Consider the following 20089-nt stretch of genomic DNA (forward strand, 5'->3'; position numbering starts at 1 on the left):
TCCTGCGGCAGCGACCGGCGTCACCGTATCCCGCCGGGCCGCGGGCGCGTCAACCGCTTTTCACGCACTCCCGGCCGTTCAGCGTGAAGTCGTACGGCGGGGAGTTCGTGCCGCGCCAGGAGGCGATGAAGCCGAAGGCCAGGTCGCCTCCGGCGGGAACGGACTTGTTGTAGTCGGCGGCGGTGGCGGTGACGCGGGAGCCGTCCTGGGAGACGGAGGCGTCCCACATCTGGCCGACCTGCTGGCCGTCGCGGAAGGACCAGGACACCCGCCAGGAGTCGAGGGCGGTGGTGCTGGTGAGGCTGACCGTGGCCTGGAAGCCGTCGGGCCATTGGTTCACCAGGTCGTACTCGACCCGGCAGGTGGACCGTTCGCGCTCGGCGGGTGCGGCCCGCTCGGTGGGCGAGGCGGTGCCCTGCGGGCCGGTGCGGCGGTCGCCGCTCTCCGACGAGCGGGGCGGGTCCGGCTCCTCGGTGCCACCCGCGGCACGGCCGGCCGGCTGCGACGTGGCGGGCGGCAGCGACGGGGCGGACGGCAGGGACGGGCCGGGGTCGGCCACGGGCTGGCGGCCGGCGTCGTCGCGGGCCCCGAACTCGTCGCCGGAGCCGCCGAAGGGCATCAGGGACACGCCGAGCGCCAGAGCGGAGACGAGGACGGCGGCGACGAGGAGGCCGTTGCGGGCGACGCGGGCCTTCTGCGTCCCGTCCTCCGGGTCGTCGGCCGCCCGGTGCGGCGTGCCCGGACGGCCGGTGCCGAGCCGCACCTCGGCCGCGCGGCGGCGGCGCTCCAGATAGGCGAGACCGCCCCAGCCGATCACCCCGCCGGCCAGCGCCCCGGGCAGTCCGCCGCCGTGCAGGCGCAGGCAGGCGGCGGCCTCGGCGCACTCCACGCACGTGGCGAGGTGCCGGGACAGGTCGCCCGGGGTGTCGGCGGCGGGGGCGCGCGTGACGGCGTCCAGCAGCCGGGCGTAGCTGCGGCACTCGGCGTCCATCGGGGTGTCGAGGTGGTTGCGGTGGCAGCGGTCCCGGAACAGGGTGCGGACCTGCTCGAGTTCCTCGGCGGCGGTCGCCGGGTCGAGGCCCAGGCGCCGCGCGACGAGGGACAGCGGCAGCGCCTCCACCTCGGCCAGCCACAGCAGTTCGGCGTCGGCCTGCTGCAGGTCGCGCAGGCCGCGCAGCGCGAGCGGGCGCCGCAGGGGCGGCCCCGTGTAGCGGGCGGCCTTGTCCGAGTTGAGCCACAGCCGCAGGTCGGGGTCGAGCTTGTGTCCCTGCCCGTCCTCCTCCCAGGCCGCCGCGGTGGTGCGCACGGCGGTCAGCAGCAGCGGGATGCGGGGCAGCCGGGCGGGGCGGCGGCCGGCGCCCCGTACGGGCCCGGCCTCCGCCGCGCGGGCCTCGCGCATGCCGTGTGCGAACGCCTCGCGGCCGAGCTGTGCGGCGGCCGTGGAGCCGGACGTGCACAGGTCGGCGTAGGCGAGGACCGCGTCCCAGCACTCGGAGAACAGCGCGGCCTCGGTGGCGTCCTGAGGGGTCGGCAGGTCGGGCATGAGTCTCCTGCATCCGCAAACGAGGTCAACTCACCATGTCGGCAATGGAGTTGGGGGGAACCTCGGGGCGGGGAGGAGTTTTTCACGCTTCCGACACAACTGACAAGCCGCGTATTCGAATCCCGGAGCCCGGCCGACGGGACTGTATACGCACCGGAGGCCGGTCCGTCTCGAGCGGGGCGGGTCAGACCTCGACGGGTTCGTCCGCGGGCAGGCTGTCCATGAAGGAGCTGACCGAGAAGACCGCGTTGCCGGCACCGGGCGGGCCGTAGCCGGGGGGCGAGGAGAGGCCGAAGTCCTCCATGGTCTGCCGGTACGCCTGGAGCAGGCGGATGTGGTACTCCAGGGGCGCGCCTTGCGGGTTGGCCTTGCCGAGCGGCGTCGTGGGCTCCGGGCACCAGGTGGTGAAGCGGGGCGTGATGCCGTGCGACATGAAGAAGCGCAGGCCCTCGGTGGTGGAGGCGATGGCCTCGTCGACCGTCTTGAAGCCGAAGGGCTCGGCCATCTCGACTCCGGCGACGAAGTTCGGGATGACGTTGCGGGCGCCGAAGACCTCGGCGGAGTCGAGGATGCGCCTGTGCCACTCGTCGCGCCCGACGTACCGCTCCTTGCCGGGGCAGTACATCTTGAACAGGTACTCGTCCCACACCTCGTAGTTGGGGTGGTAGATCTGCACGCCGTAGTCCTTGAACCGCTGGACGTCGTCGCGCGGCAGGGCCTGGGCCACGACCTTGCCGATCCAGCGGCCGGGGAAGCGCTCCTCGATGGCCTTGGCGTAGTGGCCGTAGAAGTCGGCCTCGTCGCGGCCGGAGACCGTCTTGGTGATGGCGCCGCCGGTGAGGGTGTAGGCGGTGGAGGTCTTCGCCGTGTCGTAGCGGTCGATGATCTCCAGGGCCTCCAGCACCTCCTCCACGTCCTTGACGCCGGTGTAGGGGCGGCCCGCGGCCTTGTGCTGGCGCCAGTTGTGGTTGATGTCGCAGTACTGGCACTCCTCCTTGGCGCCGAAGTACTGGCAGACGCGGAAGACCGTGAGGTAGATCAGGTAGCCCCACTGGATGGTCGGGGCGACCTCCATGACCGACTTCCCGTTGGCCAGGGTGTGCCGGTAGTACTCGGGCATCGGCGGCACGCCGACGTCGGAGATGCGCCTGCCGTCGAGGTAGAGGCCGAGCACGCCGTCCTCGTTCGCGGCGACGCGGTAGGGCGAGGCGGGGTTCACCCGGACCGAGACGACCGTGCGGCGCAGGTCGTAGGGGCCGCCAGTGAGGATGATCTCCTCGGGCGGGCGGCGCAGCGCGGCCTCGCCCAGCTCGGGCAGGGTGCCGTGGTCGAAGGAGAAGATGAAGTACGACTTCGGCTTGACCTCGCCGTCCTCGTTGTCGCTGAGCGCCGACGGGTCGAAGGCCACACCGCCGCGGAGCAGGTCCTCCTTGAAGACGGCTTCCCGCGGGACGTGCGGGAACCGCTCCATCAGATCCTCGACCAGCGCGGTACGGCTGCCGCTGCCCATCCCGTGTCTCCTCCCGGCTCGGACGTACGACTCCTCACGGTATGCCCATGGGTGCGCGTGAGCGGTACCGGGTCCCCCCGGGCCGGCACCTCTGCCGGGAATCGCCCGGTTCGTGACCCCGGGGCCGCCGTCAGGCCGTGTGCGACAGGGCCGCGGGGTCGACGGCGTGGGCCAGGCCGTCCCCGGCCAGCAGCCGTTCCGCCTCCCGCGTCACGGCCAGGCCGAGCCGGGCCAGCTCGTTGCCCTGGGAGCCCGCGAGGTGCGGGGTGACGAACGCCCCGGGCAGGTCGTACAGGGGCGAGCCGGCGGGGAGCGGCTCGGGGTCGGTGACGTCGAGGACCGCGGTCAGGCGCCCGGCGCGCACCTCCGCCACCAGGGCATCGTGGTCGACCAGCGAGCCCCGGGCGGTGTTGATCAGCGTGGCCCCGTCGGGCATGAGGGCCAGCTCACGGCGGCCGATCAGGTGGCGGGTCTCGGGCGTCTCGGGGGCGTGCACGGTGACGATGCCGCTGGTGCGCAGCAGCTCGTCGAGCGGCAGCAAGGGGACGCCGAGCGCGGCGGCCTCCGGCTCGTCGACGTAGGGGTCGGTGAGGACCGGGCGCAGGTCGAAGGGGCGGAGCAGTTCGAGGACGCGGCGGCCGATGCGGGAGGCGCCGATCACGCCGACGCGCCGGCCGTGGTTGCCGATGCCGGGGACGACGCCCCAGCCGGCCGGCGCCCGGGTGGCGCGCAGCCGCTCGCGGGCGGCGAGCACGTCCTTCCCGGCGAGCAGGATCATGGCGAGGGTGTACTCGGCGACCGGCAGCGCGTTGGCCGCGGCCGCCGAGGAGACGGCGATGCCGCGCTCCCAGAGCGCCGGGGTGGTGAAGGACTTCACCGAACCGGCCGAGTGCAGCACCGCCCGCAGCCGGGGGGCCGCGTCCAGGACCGCCTCGTCGAGCCGGGGACAGCCCCAGCCGGTCACCAGGATCTCGGTCCGGGCGAGGGCGCCGAGGACGGCGGGGTCGCCGAAGTCCTCCGCCACGAGACCGGGGTCGAGGTCCACCGACGCCCGCAGCCGGGCCAGGACGCCGGGCGGGAAGACCTGGGGCACGTGCTCGGCGGTCATAGCGAACAGTGCCGGGGGGCGCTGGCTCAAGGAGGTGACCTTCCCACTCGTGACACGCGGGAGCGGTCCTCGACGACCGGGCAGAAACCGCTCTCTGCAACGTCTCCACGGTAGGCCGACCCGGGCGGCGGCGGCAACGCACGGCGGCCGGGGTAGGTTCCGGCGGGGGCCTTCCCGGCCCTCGCTGCCTCGGGGAAGGACGACGCGATGAACGGGACCGTGACCAACTGGGCGGGCAACATCACCTACGCGGCGAAGGAACTGCACCGGCCTGGCTCGCTGGACGCACTGCGCGCGCTCGTGGCGGACAGCGACCGGGTGCGGGTGCTGGGCAGCGGGCACTCGTTCAACGCGATAGCCGAGCCGGGCACCGAGGGCGTCCTGCTGTCGCTGGCGGAGCTGCCGCCACAGGTGGAGGTCGACACGGCGGCCAGCACGGTCCGGGTCGGCGGCGGTGTGCGCTACGCCGAGCTGGCCCGGCGGGTGCACGCGCAGGGGCTCGCGCTGCCCAACATGGCGTCCCTGCCGCACATCTCGGTCGCCGGGTCGGTCGCGACCGGCACGCACGGCTCCGGGGTGCTCAACGGGCCGCTCTCGGCGCCCGTCCGCGAGGTGGAGCTGGTCACGGCCGACGGGTCGACGGTGACCATAGGCCGGGACGAGGAGCGGTTCGGCGGGGCCGTGACGTCGCTCGGCGCGCTGGGCGTGGTCACCGCGCTCACCCTCGACCTGGAGCCGGCCTACGAGGTGGAGCAGCACGTGTTCACCGAACTGCCGCTGGAGGGGCTGGACGCGGGGGCGTTCGAAACGGTCATGGCGACGGCGTACAGCGTCAGCCTGTTCACCGACTGGCGGGCGCCGGGCTTCCGGCAGGTGTGGCTCAAGCGGCGCGCCGACCAGCCGCTGCCCGCCTTCCCGTGGGCCGCGCCCGCCACCGAGAAGATGCACCCGGTGCCGGGCATGCCGGCCGTGAACTGCACCGAGCAGTTCGGCGTGCCCGGGCCGTGGCACGAGCGACTGCCGCACTTCCGGGCGGAGTTCGTGCCGAGCAGCGGGGAGGAACTGCAGTCGGAGTACCTGCTGCCGCGCGGGCACGCCGTGGACATGCTGCGGGCCCTGGACGCGATCCGGGACACCGTCGCCCCGGTCCTGCAGACCTGCGAGGTGCGCACGGTGGCCGCCGACGACCAGTGGCTGAGCCCGTCCCACGGGCGGGACACCGTGGCGGCCCACTTCACGTGGGTGGCGGACACGCGGGCGGTGCTGCCGGTGGTGCGGCGGGTGGAGGAGGCACTGGCCCCCTTCGGGGCGAGGCCGCACTGGGGCAAGGTCTTCGCCCTGCCCGCGTCGGCGCTGCGCGGGCTCTACCCGCGGCTCGACGACTTCCGCGCACTGGCCCGGGACCTCGACCCGCGCGGCACGTTCGCCAACGCGTTCGTGCGGGACGTGCTCGCGGAGGCGTAGCTCACGCCGTGGCGTGCGGGCGGCTCGGCGTGCCCGGGGGCACCGTGCGGTCCGCCTCGTCCCGCAGCAGCAGCGAGAGCAGGGACGCCACGGTCAGGCCGGCCTCGGCGGGGTGCCGCAGCACCTTGCCGGGGTCGATCCGGTAGGTGTTGGTGCGGCCCTCGCGGGTGTGGGAGAGGTAGCCGTCCCGCTCCAGGTCCGAGATGATCTTCTGGACAGCGCGTTCGGTGAGCCGGCAGTGGGCCGCGATGTCCCTGATCCGGACGCTGTGGTTGTCGGCGATGGCCGCCAGCACGCGGGCGTGGTTGGTGAGGAACGTCCATCCGGTGTGTGGCTCGGGCACTCCATCCATGGCCCACACTTTACCGACCGGACATTCGCGCACCCAAAAACACGTACTTCATTTCATGTATCGGTTGACGTGCGTGGGGTGGACGGGCAACGCTTGGGAGACGAAGGCGGGGCGAGCGGAAGAGGGAGCGACAGCCATGCCGGAGCCTGCGTACGCCGCGCGGTCCGGGCCCGGGAGGGGCGCCGCATGGACCGCGAGCGACGATGTGTCCGCGGCGCTGCCGCCCTGCACGGCCGGCCTGCAGGTCAGGCCGGACGGCGACCGGACGGCCGTGATGCTGTCGGGCGGACTGGACCTGGGCAGCCGGCGCCTCCTCCCGGATCTCCAGCGGGCCCTCGCCTCGTCGACGAGCGGCGTCGACCTCTTCCTGGACGCGGTGGCGTTCTGCGACTGCGCCGGCCTCGGCGTGCTGCTGGAACTGCGCGCCCACGCCCTCGCCGGGGGCCGGACGGTCACCGTCCGCTCCGCCGGGAGTGCCGTGGGACGCCTGCTCGACCTGACCGGCACGAGGGACCTCTTCGCGGAGGCGGGGCACGCACCCGTCCGGCCGGAGGGCGGTGTGCCCGCCGCGGCCACCCGGCCGGCGGCGCTCTGAACGCCCGGCACCCGCGAACCACCGGCACGCCGAACACCTCCGCACCGCACCCCTGAGGCGGCCGGCCTCTCCCCCTGGGGCATCATGGGCACGCCACCGCACGACACTCCGCGACACCGCGGCCGGTACTTTATAAAGCCCCTTTCCAAACCCCTTGTCGAAAGGTGCGGCGGCCCCATAGCCTTGCGCCGCGCCGGTGCCGATGCCGCCCCGGCACGAGCCGGCCTGGGAAGGGATGGGCACCCCGGTGAAGCGCACATCACGCGACATCCGCACCGCGAACCGTTACGAGGTGCTGCGCCAGATCATCGCGGCGTCCCCCACCTCACGGCAGGAACTGGCGGCCGCCACCGGCCTCAGTCTCGCGACGGTCGCCACCCTCGTCGGTGAACTGCTCGACCTGCGCATGATCACGGAGGTCGGTTTCGAGGACTCCGCGGGCGGCCGCCCCCGGGGCCTGGTCGCGGTCAACACCACCGGGGGCGCGCTGATCGGCGTCGACATCGCCGAGACGTACGTCCACGTCGAGCTGTTCGACCTGGGGCTGAACGTGCTGGCCCGCGCCGAGGAGGACGTCCGGCCCGGCGAGAGCCTGCCCGAGCAGGTGGTGGGCCACGTCGCCACCGCCGTGGGCTCGGTGGTCGCCCAGGCCGGCGTCGAGGGCGCCCGGGTGCTCGGGGTCGGCGTGAGCGTACCGGGACAGGTGGACCGGGCCACCGGCATCGCGGAGTACGCCCCCAACTGGGACTGGCACGACGTGCCGCTGCTCGACCTGCTCACCGAGCACATCGCCTACCCGCTGTACCTGGACAATCCGCTGCGCGCCAGCGCGGTGGCCGAGCTGTGGTTCGGGGCCGCGCGCGGGCGCGGCAACGCCGTGATCGTCAACCTGGGCACGGGGGTGGGCGCCGGGCTGGTGCTGGGCGGCGGGCTGCACCGGGGCGTGAGCAACAGCGCCGGCGAGTGGGGCCACACCACGATGGTGCTGGACGGACGGCTGTGCCGGTGCGGCAACCACGGCTGCGTCGAGGCCTATGTGGGCGCGCGCGGCATCATGCTGAACCTGCGCGAGATCGGCCCCGGCAGCGCGCTGCTCCACCCCGAGGACCAGACGGCGACCATCGACGCGCTGGCCCGGGGCGTGGTCGCGGGCGACCCGGTGGCCCTCCGGGCCGTCCACGAGACCGCCCGCTATCTGGGCGCCGGGATCGCCGACCTGGTGAACCTCTTCAACCCCGAGATCGTCGTGCTGAGCAGCTGGGTCGCCCGCACCCTGGGCGAGCCGCTGCTGCGCGAGGTGCGCGACGCCGTGACCCGGCACGCGCTGCCCCGGCCGCTGGCCGCCACGCAGATCGTCCTCTCGCCCATCCCCACCGACTCGGTGTGCCTGGGCGCGGCGACGTTCGCCCTGGAGGGCGCGCTGCAGGCGGTCGGGCAGAAGAACGGCACGCGCGCCGCCGTGCGCGGCCGGGCCACCGCGCCGCCCTCGTAGCGGCGCCGGCACTCCCCCACGCCCTTCGGGTGTTCGATATAGCGAACCGGAGACAACGCTTCGCACCGACTTCGTCCAACCCCTTGCCGAAGCCTTAGCCGAAGCTCTAGCGTCCCGCACCGCACCCCCTGAGCCGCAGCCGTACTCGAGACAAGGACGTCAGCATGTCGGCATCGAGCAACAGCAACTGGGACCGCCGAACCGTACTGCGGGCCGCGATGGGCCTGGCCGCCGCCGGCGGACTGGCCGCCTGCGGCAGCAACACCGGACGGGGCGGCGGGTCCGGTTCGGGCAAGAACCTGGTGCAGTACTTCCACGCGTACGGCGAAACCGGCGTCGAACAGGCCGTCAAGCGCTACGCCAAGGCCTACCAGGACGCCGACGTGACCACCCGGTGGATCACGGGCAACAACTTCGAGCAGAAGCTCTTCGCCGCGCTGCTCACCGACAACGCGCCCGACGTCTTCGAGTTCCACCCGCAGATCCAGCTCGTCAAGAGCGGGCAGGTGGCCGACCTGACCGACATCATCGAGCCGGTCAAGGACGACTTCAACCAGGCCGACATCACGTCCCACACGGTCGACGGCAAGATATACGGCGTCCGGATGATCGACGACCCGCAGTTCCTCTTCTACCGGCCCTCGCTGTTCGAGAAAGCGAGAATCGAGGTCCCGACCACGCTCGAGGAACTGCTCGAGGCCGCCGACAAGCTGACCACCAGCAAGGTCAAGGGCATCTTCCTCGGCAACGACCTGACGTCGATCGACCGCCCGCTGATCTGGTCGGCCGGCGCCGACACCCTCACCGCGGACAACAAGCCCGCCTTCAACACCGACGCCGTCGCCGACGGCCTCAAGCAGCTGCGCGCTCTCTTCACCAGTGGCAACCTGCTCCTCGACGCCCCCGCCGACTCCTGGGACCCGTCGGCCTTCATCCAGGGCCTCACCGCGATCCAGTGGTGCGGCATGTGGGCCATGCCGGCCATGCAGAAGGCGCTCGGCGACGACATCGGCATCTTCCCGTTCCCCAAGGTCGGCTCGGCCGGCAAGCAGTCGGTCTACAACGGCGGCTGGTCGATGTTCGTCAACGCCAAGGGCAAGAACGTCGAAGCTGCCAAGGAATACGTCAAGTGGCTGTGGATCGACCAGAAGCAGTACCAGGAGGACTTCGCCACCTCCTACGGCTTCCACATCCCGCCGCGCACCTCCCTCGCCCGGTCCGCGGACAAGCTGAAGTCCGGTCTGCCGGCCGAAGGAGTCAAGCTCTTCAACGAGTTCGGCCACTTCGACAACATCGGCTGGACGCAGTCCATGATCGCCGCGTTCTGGGACGTGATCGCCAACACCGTCCGCAAGGACGGCGACCCCAAGGCCCAGCTGGCCGCCGCCGAGAAGAAGGTCGACGCCGAGCTCAAGAAGCTCTTCGGATAGGCCACCGGACGGATCTCGACATGTCGACCACCACCACACGCGGGGTCGCCTCCCCCGCCCCGGCCAAGGGCTCCGAGGGCCGGCCGCGGCGGGGCCTCAGGGCGAGCAGCACCTTCAACTTCTGGCTCTTCACCGGCCCGTTCCTCCTCGGCCTGGTGATCTTCGTCTTCGTGCCCATCGGCTGGAGCATCTGGCTCAGCTTCTTCGAGGCCCGCTTCACGGTCACGCCGAGCGAGTTCGTGGGCTTCGAGAACTACGCGTCGATCCTGACGGACGACGACTTCCTCAGCTCGCTCGTCACCTTCACCGTGTTCGCCGCGTTCATCGTGCCCGCCACCTGGGCGATGTCGCTGGGGCTCGCCCTGCTGGTGAACCGGCTGACCTTCATGCGGGCGTTCTTCCGGTCGGTGTTCTTCCTGCCCACCGCGGTCAGTTATGTCGCCGCCGCGCTGATCTGGAAGATGTCCATCTTCAACGGCGTCCGCTTCGGTCTGGCCAACACCGTGCTCGGCTGGGTCGGCATCGACAACGTCGCCTGGCTGGCCAACCCCGATCCGCCCTGGTACTGGCTGGTCATCGTGACCGTCCGCCTCTGGCTCCAGTCGGGCTTCTACATGATCCTGTTCATCGCGGCGCTGCAGAACATCCCGCGGGAGCTGTACGAGGCCGCGGCCATCGACGGCGCCAAGCCGGGCTGGCAGACCTTCCGGCACATCACGCTGCCCCAGCTGCGGGCGACCTCGACCGCGGTGATCCTGCTCCTGCTCGTCGCCGCCTACCAGGCGTTCGACGAGTTCTGGAACCTGCTGCCCAAGGCCACCTGGGGCCAGCCGCCGCTGGTCGAGCTGTACAAGATGGCGCTGGGCGAGAACCAGAACTACGGCGTGGGCAGCGCGGGCGCGGTCGTCCTCACCCTGCTCATCTGCGTCGTCACGCTGTTCCAGGGCAAGCTCATGGGCTTCGGAAGGGGTGAGGAGTCCAAGTGACCATCACAGCACCCGACCTCGACAAGGCCACGGAGCCGGTCAGGGGCAGGCGGGGCGGCGTCCTCGGCAACACCGGCCTGTACCTCGCGACCGGTGTCGCCGCGGTCCTCTTCCTGGTCCCCTTCTACCTGATCGTGCGCAACGCGCTGATGACGGACCCCGAGATCACGGGCGAGGAGTGGAAGTGGTTCCCCGGCTCCGTCCAGTGGAGCAACTTCACCGAGCCCTTCGACGACGTCACCGTCGACTTCGCCCGGTCCCTGTGGAACTCCGTGGTCGTCGCCGTCCTGCACACCGCCGGCATCCTGCTGATCTGCTCGCTCGCCGGGTACGGCCTCGCCCGGATCCCGTACAAGCACGCCAACAAGGTGTTCTACGCCGTCCTGGCGACCCTGATGGTGCCCACGGCGGTCACGTTCGTGCCGAGCTTCGTCCTGGTGTCGTCCCTCGGCTGGGTCGACAGTTACCGGGGGCTCATCATCCCGGGCCTCTTCAGTGGTTTCACGTGCTTCCTGTTCCGGCAGTACTTCCTGGGGTTCCCGAAGGAGCTTGAGGAGGCGGCGCGCGTGGACGGGCTCGGCTACTGGGGCGCGTACTGGCGTGTCGTCGTGCCGAACTCGCTGAACTTCTTCGCGGCCATCGCCACGATCACCTTCATCAACGGCTGGAACTCCTTCCTGTGGCCCCTGGTCATCGGCCAGGACCCGAGCGCCTGGACCGTCCAGGTGGCGCTGTCGTCGTACATGACGAACCAGACCGTCAACTACCACCTGATCTTCATGGCCACGGCCATCTCGATCCTGCCCCTGGTCCTCGTCTTCCTCTTCCTCCAGCGCTGGCTGGTGCAGGGGATCGCGCAGACCGGCATCAAGGGCTGAGCTAGGAGACCGATGTCTTTCCGCACGACCCCCTCCGCCGACTACGTCGAGGACGTCTCCCCGGGCCGCGGGACCCTGCCGCCGCGTGCCTGGTACGCGTCCTCGGACGCGCGGTCGCTGTCGCTGAACGGCAGTTGGCGCTTCCGGCTGTCGGCCACGGCCGGCGCCGAGGACGACTCGTTCGCCGAGGAGGGCCACGACGCCGGGGACTGGGCCGAGGTCACGGTCCCCGGGCACTGGGTCCTCCAGGGCGACGGGGCGTTCGGGTCCCCGATCTACACCAACCACCTCTACCCCTTCCCGGTGGATCCGCCGCACGTGCCGACGGAGAACCCGACCGGTGACCACCTGCGCGTCTTCGAGCTGCCGTCCGACTGGCCGTCGGACGGCGGTGCGGTGGTGCGCTTCGACGGCGTCGAGTCCTGCGCCCGGGTGTGGCTGAACGGCACGGAGCTCGGCGAGTTCAAGGGCTCCCGGCTGCCGCACGAGTTCGCGGTCGGGCACCTGCTGAAGCCGGGGCGCAACGTGCTCGCGGTCCGGGTCCACCAGTGGTCGGCGGGGTCCTACCTGGAGGACCAGGACCAGTGGTGGCTGCCCGGCATCTTCCGTGACGTGACGCTGCTGCACCGCCCGGCCGGCTCCGCGGGCGACTTCTTCGTGCACGCCTCCTACGACCACACCACCGGCGAGGGCACCCTGCGTGTCGACTGCGACGTCGACGGGCGGGTGACCGTCCCGGCCCTGGACATCGATGTCGCCACCGGCGAGCCGGTCACCGTCGCCGTCGAGCCGTGGACCGCCGAGACGCCGAAGCTGTACGACGGTGTGCTGGACACCGGGGGCGAGCGGATCCCGCTGCGCGTCGGGTTCCGCACGGTCGTCCTGGAGGACGGGCTGGTCAAGGTCAACGGCAGGCCGGTCCTCTTCAAGGGCGTCAACCGGCACGAGTGGCACCCGCGGACGGGCCGCGCGCTCGACCTGGAGACCATGCGCGAGGACGTGCTGCTGATGAAGCGGCACAACCTCAACGCCGTGCGCACCTCGCACTATCCGCCGCACCCGGCCTTCCTGGACCTGTGCGACGAGTACGGGCTGTGGGTCGTCGACGAGTGCGACCTGGAGACCCACGGCTTCACCGAGCAGGACTGGCGGGACAACCCCGTCGACGACGACCGCTGGACGCCGGCCCTGCTGGACCGGGCCGCGCGGATGGTCGAGCGGGACAAGAACCACCCGTCGGTCGTGTTCTGGTCGCTGGGCAACGAGGCCGGCACCGGCCGGGGGCTCACCGCCATGGCCGAGTGGATCCACGCGCGCGACCCCGAGCGGCTCGTGCACTACGAGGGCGACTGGAACTGCCGCGACACGGACGTCTACTCGCGGATGTACGCCTTCCACGACGAGGTCGACCGGATCGGCCGGCGGCTCGACGGCGGCACCCGCAGGCGACGCGAACTGCCGTTCATCCAGTGCGAGTACGGGCACGCGATGGGCAACGGGCCGGGCGGACTCGCCGACTACCAGGAGCTGTTCGAGAAGCACGAGCGGCTCCAGGGCGGTTTCATCTGGGAGTGGATCGACCACGGCGTCGAGCACCCCGGGCTGGGCTACGCCTACGGCGGCGACTTCGGCGAGGAACTGCACGACGGCAACTTCGTCTGCGACGGGCTGCTCTTCCCGGACCGGACGCCGTCGCCGGGCCTGATCGAGTACAAGAAGGTCATCGAGCCCGTCCGCATCGAGGGCGACGGGGCCGACGGCACGGTGCGGATCACCAACAAGCACGACTTCGCCGACCTGTCCGCGCTGGCCTTCGAGTGGTCCTGCCAGGTGGACGGCGAGACCGTCGAGTCGGGTTCCCTCGCGGTGCCGGCGCTCGCGCCGGGCGAGAGCGCCGAGGTCAAGCTGCCCGAGCCGCCCGCGGACGGCCGGGGCGGCGAACGCCAGTGGACGGTGCGTGCGCTGCTCGCGGACGACGCCTCCTGGGCCGCGAAGGACCACGTCGTGGCCTGGGGCCAGTTCGCCGTCGGGGCACGGCCGCTGCCGACCTTCCCCGCGACCGACAAGCCCGTGCCCGACGGGGACCGGATCACGCTCGGACCGGCCGTGTTCGACGCCCGGACCGGGGCGCTGCTCTCGATCGGCGCGGTGGCGGTCGGGGCGACACCGCGTCTGGACGTGTGGCGGGCGACGACCGACAACGACGACGGCGCCGTATGGCAGTCGGACACCCGCTACGGCCATCTGTGGCGCACGCTCGGCCTGCACCGGATGCGCCACCGCCTGGTGTCCGTCGAGGCGGGCGACGACGCGCTGACGGTCCGCACCCGGGTGGCGCCCGCCGCCCGCGAGGTGGGCCTGGGCACGGTGTACCGCTGGACGTCCGACGGCGAGCGGCTGCGGCTGTCCGTGTCCGTGACGCCCGAGGGCGACTGGACGGTGCCGCTGCCCCGGCTCGGGGTGCGCTTCGGCCTGCCGGAGGCCGAAGCGGTGGAGTGGTTCGGCGGCGGTCCCGGCGAGGCGTACCCGGACACGCGGGCGGCGTCCATGGTGGGCCGCTGGCGGTCGACGGTGGACGGGCTGCAGACGCCGTACGTCCGGCCGCAGGAGAACGGCGCCCGGGCCGACGTGCGCTGGGTCGAGCTCGGCGGGCTGCGGATCGAGGGCGACCCGGAGTTCTGGTTCACCGCGCGGCGCTGGACGACGGAGCAGCTGGACGCGGCCCGGCACCGCACCGACCTCGTGCCCGGCGACACGGTGTGGGTCAACCTCGACCACGGGCAGCACGGCATCGGTTCACAGTCGTGCGGCCCCGGCCCGCTGCCGCAGTACTACCTGAACGCCGAGCCCGCGGAGTTCTCGTTCGTGTTCTCGACCACCGGGTGAGACGGGACGGCCGCGACGGCCGGCCGGCCGTTTCCGTGGCCGCCGGCCGGCCCGGCCCCCGGACCGGGGTGGACAGCGTGGCCCCGGCGAGCGGGAGGCGGATCGCCCCTGCGGCCGGGGCGACCGGGGTCGTGCCCCGGACCACGGCGAGGAGCGGTCCCGCCCGGGCCGGTGTCAGTGGTCCGCGCAGCACGGGGTCGGGTCCGGCACCTCGAAGGGGACGAGGGTGCCGCCCGCGGCGGGCATGGCGGTCAGGACGAGCAGGCCGTCCTGCCACTGGGGGCGCACGTGGTCCCGGGTCGCCAGCGGGGTGGCGGGCGCGGGCGGCTCCGGTGTGCCGAGGACGGCCACCCGGTCGATCGCGGACCGGGCCAGCAGGTCCGCGACCGTCAGCGTGCCGGTGAGCGCCCCGGCGCCCGGGTAGAGCACCGCGCGCCCCATCCGGTCGGGAACGCCCGGCGACACCGGGTGTCCCAGGCCCGTGAGCCGCTCCACGGCGGTGCGGTGCAGCGGCTCCGAGGGCAGGGCGAGGGACAGCACGACCCGGGGCCGGTCGCCCCGCACCAGGTGGGTGCAGCCGAACGCGTCCTCCGGGAGGGCGAGTCCGGCCGCCAGGGTGCGCAGCAGGTGGTCGGCCGCGCGCAGTTCCCGCAGCCGCGGGTCGACGGTGAGGGTGTACGGCGTCACGAGGGCAGGACCCACACCGGGTTGGTGTAGAACCACAGGTCGCGCCAGGGGTCGGCGTCGCCGACGACGTCGAGCGCGGGGCCCGCCGGGTCGACGGCCGCGCCGAGGGCGCCGACCGCGGACCGGTTGCCGTCGGTGCCGCGCAGCCGGAGGTACACGGGCTTCTCCACGCGGCCGAGGTCGAGGGTGAGGCGGACGGTGCCGGTGGCCTTGCTGACGTCGTACGCCTTGACGACCTTCGCGGTCGGGGCGGTGAAGGTGTCCCGGTCGGCGACCGGGCCCGTCACGTCGCCCTGGATGACGTCGACGCGGGCCAGTTCGGGGAGGAACCCGGCCCAGTTGGGGCCGCCGGCCGGGGTCACGTCGACGGTGAGCGTGACCCGGGTGCCCTTCCTGACGTGCAGCGCGCCGCCGAGCGTGGCCCAGCGGCCGCCGCCCGACACGCGTACGTCCACGGCGTCGACGAGCTGCCCGTGGTCGACCCAGACGCGGCCGGCGCGGATGCCGTCCATCACGGCGGCGTAGGAGAAGCCGTCGGCGCCGACGTGGGTGCGGCTGTACTGGCCGGGCCAGTAGTCGCCCTGGGTGATGTCGATCTTCCCGCCGTAGACGGGGTCCTCGTAGCGGCCGTTGGCGTTGAAGTCGCCGCCGGGGCCGCGCACCGCGGTGTCGGCGTAGACCTGGTGGGAGTCGGAGTTGGCGGTGATCCACCAGGGCTTGCCCTCGGCGAGGAGGCTGTCCCACAGGCCGCCGACGGTGGCGGTCATCCAGTCGAAGCCGCCCCAGGTGCGGTAGCTCTCCGGCGGATAGCCGGGGAAGGAGTTGGCGCCGGGGTTGTTGTCGTAGATGCCGCGTGCGCGGCCCATGCCGAGCGGGGCGGGCAGGCCGGCGGCCTGGTGGCCGGGGGCGCCCTCGAAGCCGACGGCGATCTGCCGGCCGGGGCCGGAGGCATCACGCCAGGCCCGGATCTCGTGCGGGGAGTCGACGCCGCGCCGGGCCGGGTGGTTGGCGAGCATCAGGGCGTCCTTGACCTTGCGGCGCCTGACCTGCTCGGCGAGGAAGCTCAGGCCCGCGACGGCGAGCGCCTCGTTGGCGGGCGTGGAGTCGGAGGCGTTCTTGACGCTGCCGTCGTAGTCGGTCTCGAACTGCTTGAGGACGGCGACCTCGTTCTTGCCCGGGTGCACGAAGACGGTGCCGTGCTCGGCGGCCGGGATGTTCCACTCCAGGCCCTGGAAGACGAGGGTGTCGCGGTGGGCGGAGCGGGCCGCCTGGATGTCGGGGTTGACCTTCTCCACGCCGATCCTCGCGTGGGTGGCGCTGCCGTGGTCGGTGATGACGAGCCAGTCCATGCCGTGCCTGGCGCCCTGGCGGACCTGGTCGACGACGCGGTACTTGCCGTCGCTGCTGTACTGGGTGTGGATGTGGTGGTCGCCGGCGAGCCAGAGGAAACCGCCCCGGCGGCCGCCGGACGAGGCGGCGGCGGGCCCGGCCTGGGCGAGGACGCTGCCGGCCGCGAGGCCGGCGCCGAGCAGGCCGGCGCGGCGCAGCAGCGAGCGGCGCGAGGCCTGCTCGGGGGTGAGGGCCTCGTCGGGGACGGAGGTGTCGAAGGCGGCGGGCAGGGCCGGTGCGGCCTCGTGCTCGTGGTCGTGCCCGTGGTGGTGATGGCCGTGTGCGTGCCCGTGTCCCATTGAAGCGCCTCCTGTGTGCCACCGGTGCGGCGGCTGCCTTCCGCGGCGTGTGGCCACGCCGCGTGTGGAGGATCGAGGCGAAAGGTGAACGTTGAACGACCAGGGGATGAGCGGCGGGCGGCCCCGGCACGGCGGATCTCCCCGTCTCTCACTGTTTCCTCAACTCGCCTTGTTCGTCACACTGGTCGGCGCTCAACCTGAGCATCGTTCAGGTTCCGTCGCGCCTCCCCGACCGGAGACACCCCCACCATGAGACGACTCCTCGGCACCCTCACCGCCGCCGCCCTGGCCCTCACCGGGCTCACCGCGGCCACCACGACGCCCGTGGCCGCGGCGCCCGCCGCCGCGGCCGCGCCCACCGGGTCCTTCAACGTCCTGACCTACAACATCGCCGGTCTGCCCCTCGGCCTCGGCGACAGCGACCCCGAGACCAACACCCCGCTCATCGGTCAGCGGCTCGGGGCGTACGACATCGTCAACGTGCAGGAGGACTTCAACTACCACGCGTCGCTGTACGCCGCCGACCGGCACCCGTACCGCACCGCGACCAGCGGCGGCGCGGCCTTCGGCGACGGCCTCAACACCCTGTCGGACTTCCCCTTCGAGGACTTCCAGCGGGTGAAGTGGAACCAGTGCACCGGCACCAACTGCCTCACTCCCAAGGGCTTCAGCCTGGCACGGGTCCGGCTGGCCGAGGGCGCCTACGTCGACCTCTACAACGTCCACACCAACGCCGACTCCACGGACGACGCGCTGGCCGCGCGCCGGGCCAACATCGAGCAGCTCTCCGACTTCATCCAGGCCAACTCGTCCGGCAACGCGGTGATCGTCATGGGTGACACCAACACCCGGTACACCCGCACCGGCGACAACATCCGCACCCTGCTGGCGGAGAACGGCCTGACGGACGCGTGGGTCGAGCGGGTGCGCGGCGGCACCCCGCCGGCGCAGGGCGGTGACGCGCTGGTGTGCGACGCGGCGGCCCCCACGGACGACTGCGAGGTCGTGGACAAGGTCCTCTACCGCGGCGGCGCGCTCGTGGACCTCACCGCCACCGGGTACGCCAACGACTGGCGGTCCTTCCTGCGCCCGGACGGCAAGCACCTGTCCGACCACTTCCCGCACACGGCCGGCTTCTCCTACACGCTCCACTCCGCGCTGCGCGCGAGCGACTTCTTCGGCGGCCCGCACGGCACGGCGTTCAACGACGCGGACGACCTGCCCGCGACCCCGGCACCCCGCACCCTCACCCTGCGCGGCGACGCGCGCCTGGACGCGCTGTCCCTCACCCACGACGGCGGCACGGTCCTCACCCACGGCGGCACGGGCGGCACGGCCAGGTCCCTGACCCTGGCGGCCGGTGAGCACCTGACCTCGGTGACCCTGACCCAGGGCCAGAAGGACGGCCGGACCAGGATCTTCTCGGCGTCCTTCACCACCGGCCGGGGCCGCACCCTGGCCGCCGGCACCGCCACGTCCGACGCGAGGACCTTCACCGCCCCCTCCGGCCACCGCATCGTGGGCTTCACGGGCCGCGCGGGCTCCGAGATCGACAAGCTGGGGGTGATCTACGCTCCCGTCCGCTGAGCGGCCGGGGGCCCGGCGCCCGCTACGATCACACCGCCCCAGCCGACACGGCACCGTCCGACAAGGAGGCCGAGCCCCATGCCCAGAGCCGGCCTCACCCCCGACCGTCTCGTCGCCGCGGCGGCCGACCTCGCCGACGAGGCGGGCCTGGAACAGGTCACCCTGTCCGCGCTCGCACGCCGTTTCGGGGTGAAGGACGCGAGCCTGTACTCGCACGTCAGGAGCCTGCGGGATCTGCGCACCCGGATGGCCCTGCTCGCGGGCGGCGAGATGATCGACCGGATCGCGGCGGCGGTCGCCGGACGCACCGGCCGGGACGCGCTCGCCGCCTTCGCGGGCGCCTACCGGGCCTACGCCCTGGAGCATCCCGGCCGGTACGCGGCGACGCAGCTCCCCCTGGACGAGGCCCTGGCCACCGGCTCCACCGCCCTGCGCCGCACCGCCGAGGTCACCTACGGCATGCTGCGCGCCTACGGCTTGGAGGAACCCGACCTCACCGACGCCGTGCGCCTGCTGCGCAGCGCGTTCCACGGCTACTGCGCCCTGGAGTCCACCGGTGCCTTCGGCGCTCCACGGGACGTGCAGGCCTCCTGGGACAAGGCGATCGGTGCCCTGCACGTGCTGCTGCTCAACTGGCCCCGCGACGACCGGCCCTCCGGCCCCTGACGGCGGGCCCGGTCAGCCGGGCGGCGGGAGCAGCCCCGCCACGTCGCCGTACGACGGTGCCGCCCCGCCGGGGGCCCGGCCCGCCCGGACGTCGGCCACGGCCTCCAGGGCGGCGCCCAGGGCCGTGCGGTACAGCAGTGAGCCGAGGCTGATCCGGCGGGCTCCGGCGTCGGCGAGCTGCCGGACGGGCGGGCCGGTGGGCGCGTAGAGGACGTTGAGGGGAACGTCCAGGCACCGCGCCAGGACGGTGATCCGGCGCAGGTCGGTGAGGCCGGGGACGAACACGCCGTCCGCGCCGGCCGCCTGGTACGCGTCGAGACGGGCGAGCGTGTCCGCGGTGTCGCCGTCGCCCAGCCAGTGGGTGTCGGTGCGGGCGTTGACGAAGAGAGCGGGCACGGCGCGCTTCACCGCGGTGATCTTCGCGGCGAGCCGTTCGGGGGGCCCGAGGCCGTCCTCCAGGTTGATGCCGACGACGCCGACGGCGTACAGCTCGGCCGCGAACCGCGCGACCTCGTCGGGGTCGTCGCTGAAGCCGCCCTCGGCGTCGACGGACAGCAGCAGCGGCTGCGAGCCGAGGGCGAGGGCCAGCCGGAGCGTCTCCTCACGGGTCGCGGCCGCGCCGTCGGGCAGGCCCGCGACGGCGGCGACGCCGAGGCTCGTCGTCGCCACCGCCCGGAAGCCCTGCCCGGCGAAGGCCCGTGCGGAGGCGAAGTCCCAGGCGTTGGGCAGCAGCAGCGGCTCATCGCCGTGGTGGAGCGCGGCGAAGGCGGTGACGGGCGTGGGCCGCCGGGGGCTCTCGGTCATGCCGCCACGCTAGGGCCGGGTCGTTTCGGCCGGCACCGAAGGGACGGCCGGAGGTGCCGGCCCGGTGCACACGCGCGCCCGGGCCTGCGCGCACGCCCACGCCGGGCCGGGCCCCCGGCGGCGCGCGGGCACACCCGCCGGGTGGGGCATACGCGCCGGGCACGGACACACCCGCCGGGTGGGACACACCCGCCGGGCACGGACACCCGCCGGGTGGGGCATACGCGCCGGGCACGGGCACACCCGACGGGTGCGGGCACACCCGCCGGGTGGGGCACACGCGCCGGGCCGGGCACCCGGCGGCGCGCGGGCACACCCGCCGGGTGGGGCACACCCGCCGGGCGCGGGCACACCCGTCGGGTGGGGCATACGCGCCGGGTGGGGCATACGCGCCGGGCACGGACACATCCGAC

General features: G+C 72.9%; 16 protein-coding genes. 9 read left to right on the forward strand and 7 right to left on the reverse strand.

What is annotated here, in order from left to right; all coding sequences use genetic code 11:
- Positions 1–49: 49 nt before the first annotated feature.
- From ACF07N_RS18600 to ACF07N_RS18610, 3 genes are all read right to left on the reverse strand, one after another.
- Complete coding sequence (locus ACF07N_RS18600) at positions 50–1543, reverse strand: cellulose binding domain-containing protein (protein ID WP_392114019.1); 1494 nt, start codon at positions 1541–1543, stop codon at positions 50–52.
- Positions 1544–1727: 184 nt separating this feature from the next.
- On the reverse strand, positions 1728–3053 hold the full coding sequence (locus ACF07N_RS18605; protein WP_383338432.1) for a radical SAM protein: 1326 nt from the start codon (positions 3051–3053) through the stop codon (positions 1728–1730).
- Between the two features lie 130 nt (positions 3054–3183).
- Positions 3184–4191, reverse strand: coding sequence for a hydroxyacid dehydrogenase (locus tag ACF07N_RS18610; protein ID WP_383338430.1), 1008 nt, complete (start codon positions 4189–4191; stop codon positions 3184–3186).
- 177 nt (positions 4192–4368) lie between these two features.
- On the opposite strand from ACF07N_RS18610, the gene ACF07N_RS18615 reads away from it, so the two are divergent.
- Positions 4369–5625 carry an FAD-binding protein gene (locus tag ACF07N_RS18615; protein ID WP_392114024.1) on the forward strand — a complete coding sequence of 419 codons (1257 nt, stop codon included), beginning with the start codon at positions 4369–4371 and terminating at the stop codon, positions 5623–5625.
- A gap of 1 nt (position 5626) precedes the next feature.
- Here the strand turns inward: ACF07N_RS18615 and ACF07N_RS18620 are convergent, their stop codons facing one another.
- Positions 5627–5977 (reverse strand): helix-turn-helix transcriptional regulator, encoded by a 351-nt coding sequence (locus tag ACF07N_RS18620; protein ID WP_392114027.1) that lies wholly within the window; start codon positions 5975–5977, stop codon positions 5627–5629.
- 136 nt (positions 5978–6113) lie between these two features.
- Between ACF07N_RS18620 and ACF07N_RS18625 the strand changes: the two genes are divergently transcribed.
- The 6 genes from ACF07N_RS18625 (at position 6114) to ACF07N_RS18650 (ending at position 14244) form a co-directional block, all read left to right on the forward strand.
- Complete coding sequence (locus ACF07N_RS18625; protein WP_392114030.1) at positions 6114–6572, forward strand: STAS domain-containing protein; 459 nt, start codon at positions 6114–6116, stop codon at positions 6570–6572.
- A 235-nt stretch (positions 6573–6807) separates the two neighbouring features.
- A complete protein-coding gene (locus ACF07N_RS18630) occupies positions 6808–8064 on the forward strand; it encodes an ROK family transcriptional regulator (protein ID WP_392114032.1) in 1257 nt (418 codons plus the stop codon).
- A gap of 164 nt (positions 8065–8228) precedes the next feature.
- Entirely contained in the window at positions 8229–9494 is a 1266-nt protein-coding gene (locus ACF07N_RS18635) for an ABC transporter substrate-binding protein (protein ID WP_392114034.1), read from the forward strand.
- A gap of 20 nt (positions 9495–9514) precedes the next feature.
- Positions 9515–10480 carry a carbohydrate ABC transporter permease gene (locus tag ACF07N_RS18640; protein WP_392114036.1) on the forward strand — a complete coding sequence of 322 codons (966 nt, stop codon included), beginning with the start codon at positions 9515–9517 and terminating at the stop codon, positions 10478–10480.
- Positions 10477–11358, forward strand: a complete 882-nt coding sequence (locus ACF07N_RS18645; RefSeq protein ID WP_383331250.1) for a carbohydrate ABC transporter permease — start codon at positions 10477–10479, stop codon at positions 11356–11358. Before ACF07N_RS18640 ends, ACF07N_RS18645 begins: the two co-directional genes overlap by 4 nt.
- Before the next feature lie 12 nt (positions 11359–11370).
- Positions 11371–14244 carry a glycoside hydrolase family 2 TIM barrel-domain containing protein gene (locus ACF07N_RS18650; RefSeq protein WP_392114039.1) on the forward strand — a complete coding sequence of 958 codons (2874 nt, stop codon included), beginning with the start codon at positions 11371–11373 and terminating at the stop codon, positions 14242–14244.
- A gap of 174 nt (positions 14245–14418) precedes the next feature.
- Here the strand turns inward: ACF07N_RS18650 and ACF07N_RS18655 are convergent, their stop codons facing one another.
- The gene (locus ACF07N_RS18655; protein ID WP_392114042.1) at positions 14419–14946 is read right to left on the reverse strand and encodes a hypothetical protein; all 528 of its coding nucleotides are present in this window, start codon (positions 14944–14946) and stop codon (positions 14419–14421) included.
- Positions 14928–16619: a PHP domain-containing protein gene (locus ACF07N_RS18660; RefSeq protein ID WP_392114044.1), complete on the reverse strand. Its 1692-nt coding sequence runs from the start codon at positions 16617–16619 to the stop codon at positions 14928–14930. The genes ACF07N_RS18655 and ACF07N_RS18660 overlap by 19 nt, the downstream gene beginning before the upstream one ends.
- Before the next feature lie 249 nt (positions 16620–16868).
- Here ACF07N_RS18660 and ACF07N_RS18665 point away from each other — a divergent pair, with 249 nt between their 5' ends.
- Both ACF07N_RS18665 and ACF07N_RS18670 read left to right on the forward strand, forming a co-directional pair.
- Complete coding sequence (locus ACF07N_RS18665) at positions 16869–18206, forward strand: jacalin-like lectin (RefSeq protein WP_392114047.1); 1338 nt, start codon at positions 16869–16871, stop codon at positions 18204–18206.
- Positions 18207–18284: 78 nt separating this feature from the next.
- Entirely contained in the window at positions 18285–18872 is a 588-nt protein-coding gene (locus ACF07N_RS18670; protein WP_392114050.1) for a TetR/AcrR family transcriptional regulator, read from the forward strand.
- A gap of 12 nt (positions 18873–18884) precedes the next feature.
- On the opposite strand, the gene ACF07N_RS18675 is transcribed toward ACF07N_RS18670, so the two are convergent.
- Complete coding sequence (locus tag ACF07N_RS18675; protein WP_392114053.1) at positions 18885–19676, reverse strand: isocitrate lyase/phosphoenolpyruvate mutase family protein; 792 nt, start codon at positions 19674–19676, stop codon at positions 18885–18887.
- Between the last annotated feature and the right edge of the window lie 413 nt (positions 19677–20089).

The organism is Streptomyces sp. NPDC015242, assembly GCF_043079125.1.
GTDB lineage: Bacteria > Actinomycetota > Actinomycetes > Streptomycetales > Streptomycetaceae > Streptomyces.

Bases quoted from the DNA above. Each gene is read 5' to 3' on its own strand.
- ACF07N_RS18600 (WP_392114019.1), bottom strand. From the start codon at position 1,543: ATGCCCGACCTGCCGACCCCTCAGGACGCCACCGAGGCCGCGCTGTTC.
- ACF07N_RS18605 (WP_383338432.1), bottom strand. From the start codon at position 3,053: ATGGGCAGCGGCAGCCGTACCGCGCTGGTCGAGGATCTGATGGAGCGG.
- ACF07N_RS18615 (WP_392114024.1), top strand. From the start codon at position 4,369: ATGAACGGGACCGTGACCAACTGGGCGGGCAACATCACCTACGCGGCG.
- ACF07N_RS18620 (WP_392114027.1), bottom strand. From the start codon at position 5,977: ATGGATGGAGTGCCCGAGCCACACACCGGATGGACGTTCCTCACCAAC.
- ACF07N_RS18625 (WP_392114030.1), top strand. From the start codon at position 6,114: ATGCCGGAGCCTGCGTACGCCGCGCGGTCCGGGCCCGGGAGGGGCGCC.
- ACF07N_RS18630 (WP_392114032.1), top strand. From the start codon at position 6,808: ATGGGCACCCCGGTGAAGCGCACATCACGCGACATCCGCACCGCGAAC.
- ACF07N_RS18635 (WP_392114034.1), top strand. From the start codon at position 8,229: ATGTCGGCATCGAGCAACAGCAACTGGGACCGCCGAACCGTACTGCGG.
- ACF07N_RS18640 (WP_392114036.1), top strand. From the start codon at position 9,515: ATGTCGACCACCACCACACGCGGGGTCGCCTCCCCCGCCCCGGCCAAG.
- ACF07N_RS18650 (WP_392114039.1), top strand. From the start codon at position 11,371: ATGTCTTTCCGCACGACCCCCTCCGCCGACTACGTCGAGGACGTCTCC.
- ACF07N_RS18660 (WP_392114044.1), bottom strand. From the start codon at position 16,619: ATGGGACACGGGCACGCACACGGCCATCACCACCACGGGCACGACCAC.
- ACF07N_RS18665 (WP_392114047.1), top strand. From the start codon at position 16,869: ATGAGACGACTCCTCGGCACCCTCACCGCCGCCGCCCTGGCCCTCACC.
- ACF07N_RS18670 (WP_392114050.1), top strand. From the start codon at position 18,285: ATGCCCAGAGCCGGCCTCACCCCCGACCGTCTCGTCGCCGCGGCGGCC.
- ACF07N_RS18675 (WP_392114053.1), bottom strand. From the start codon at position 19,676: ATGACCGAGAGCCCCCGGCGGCCCACGCCCGTCACCGCCTTCGCCGCG.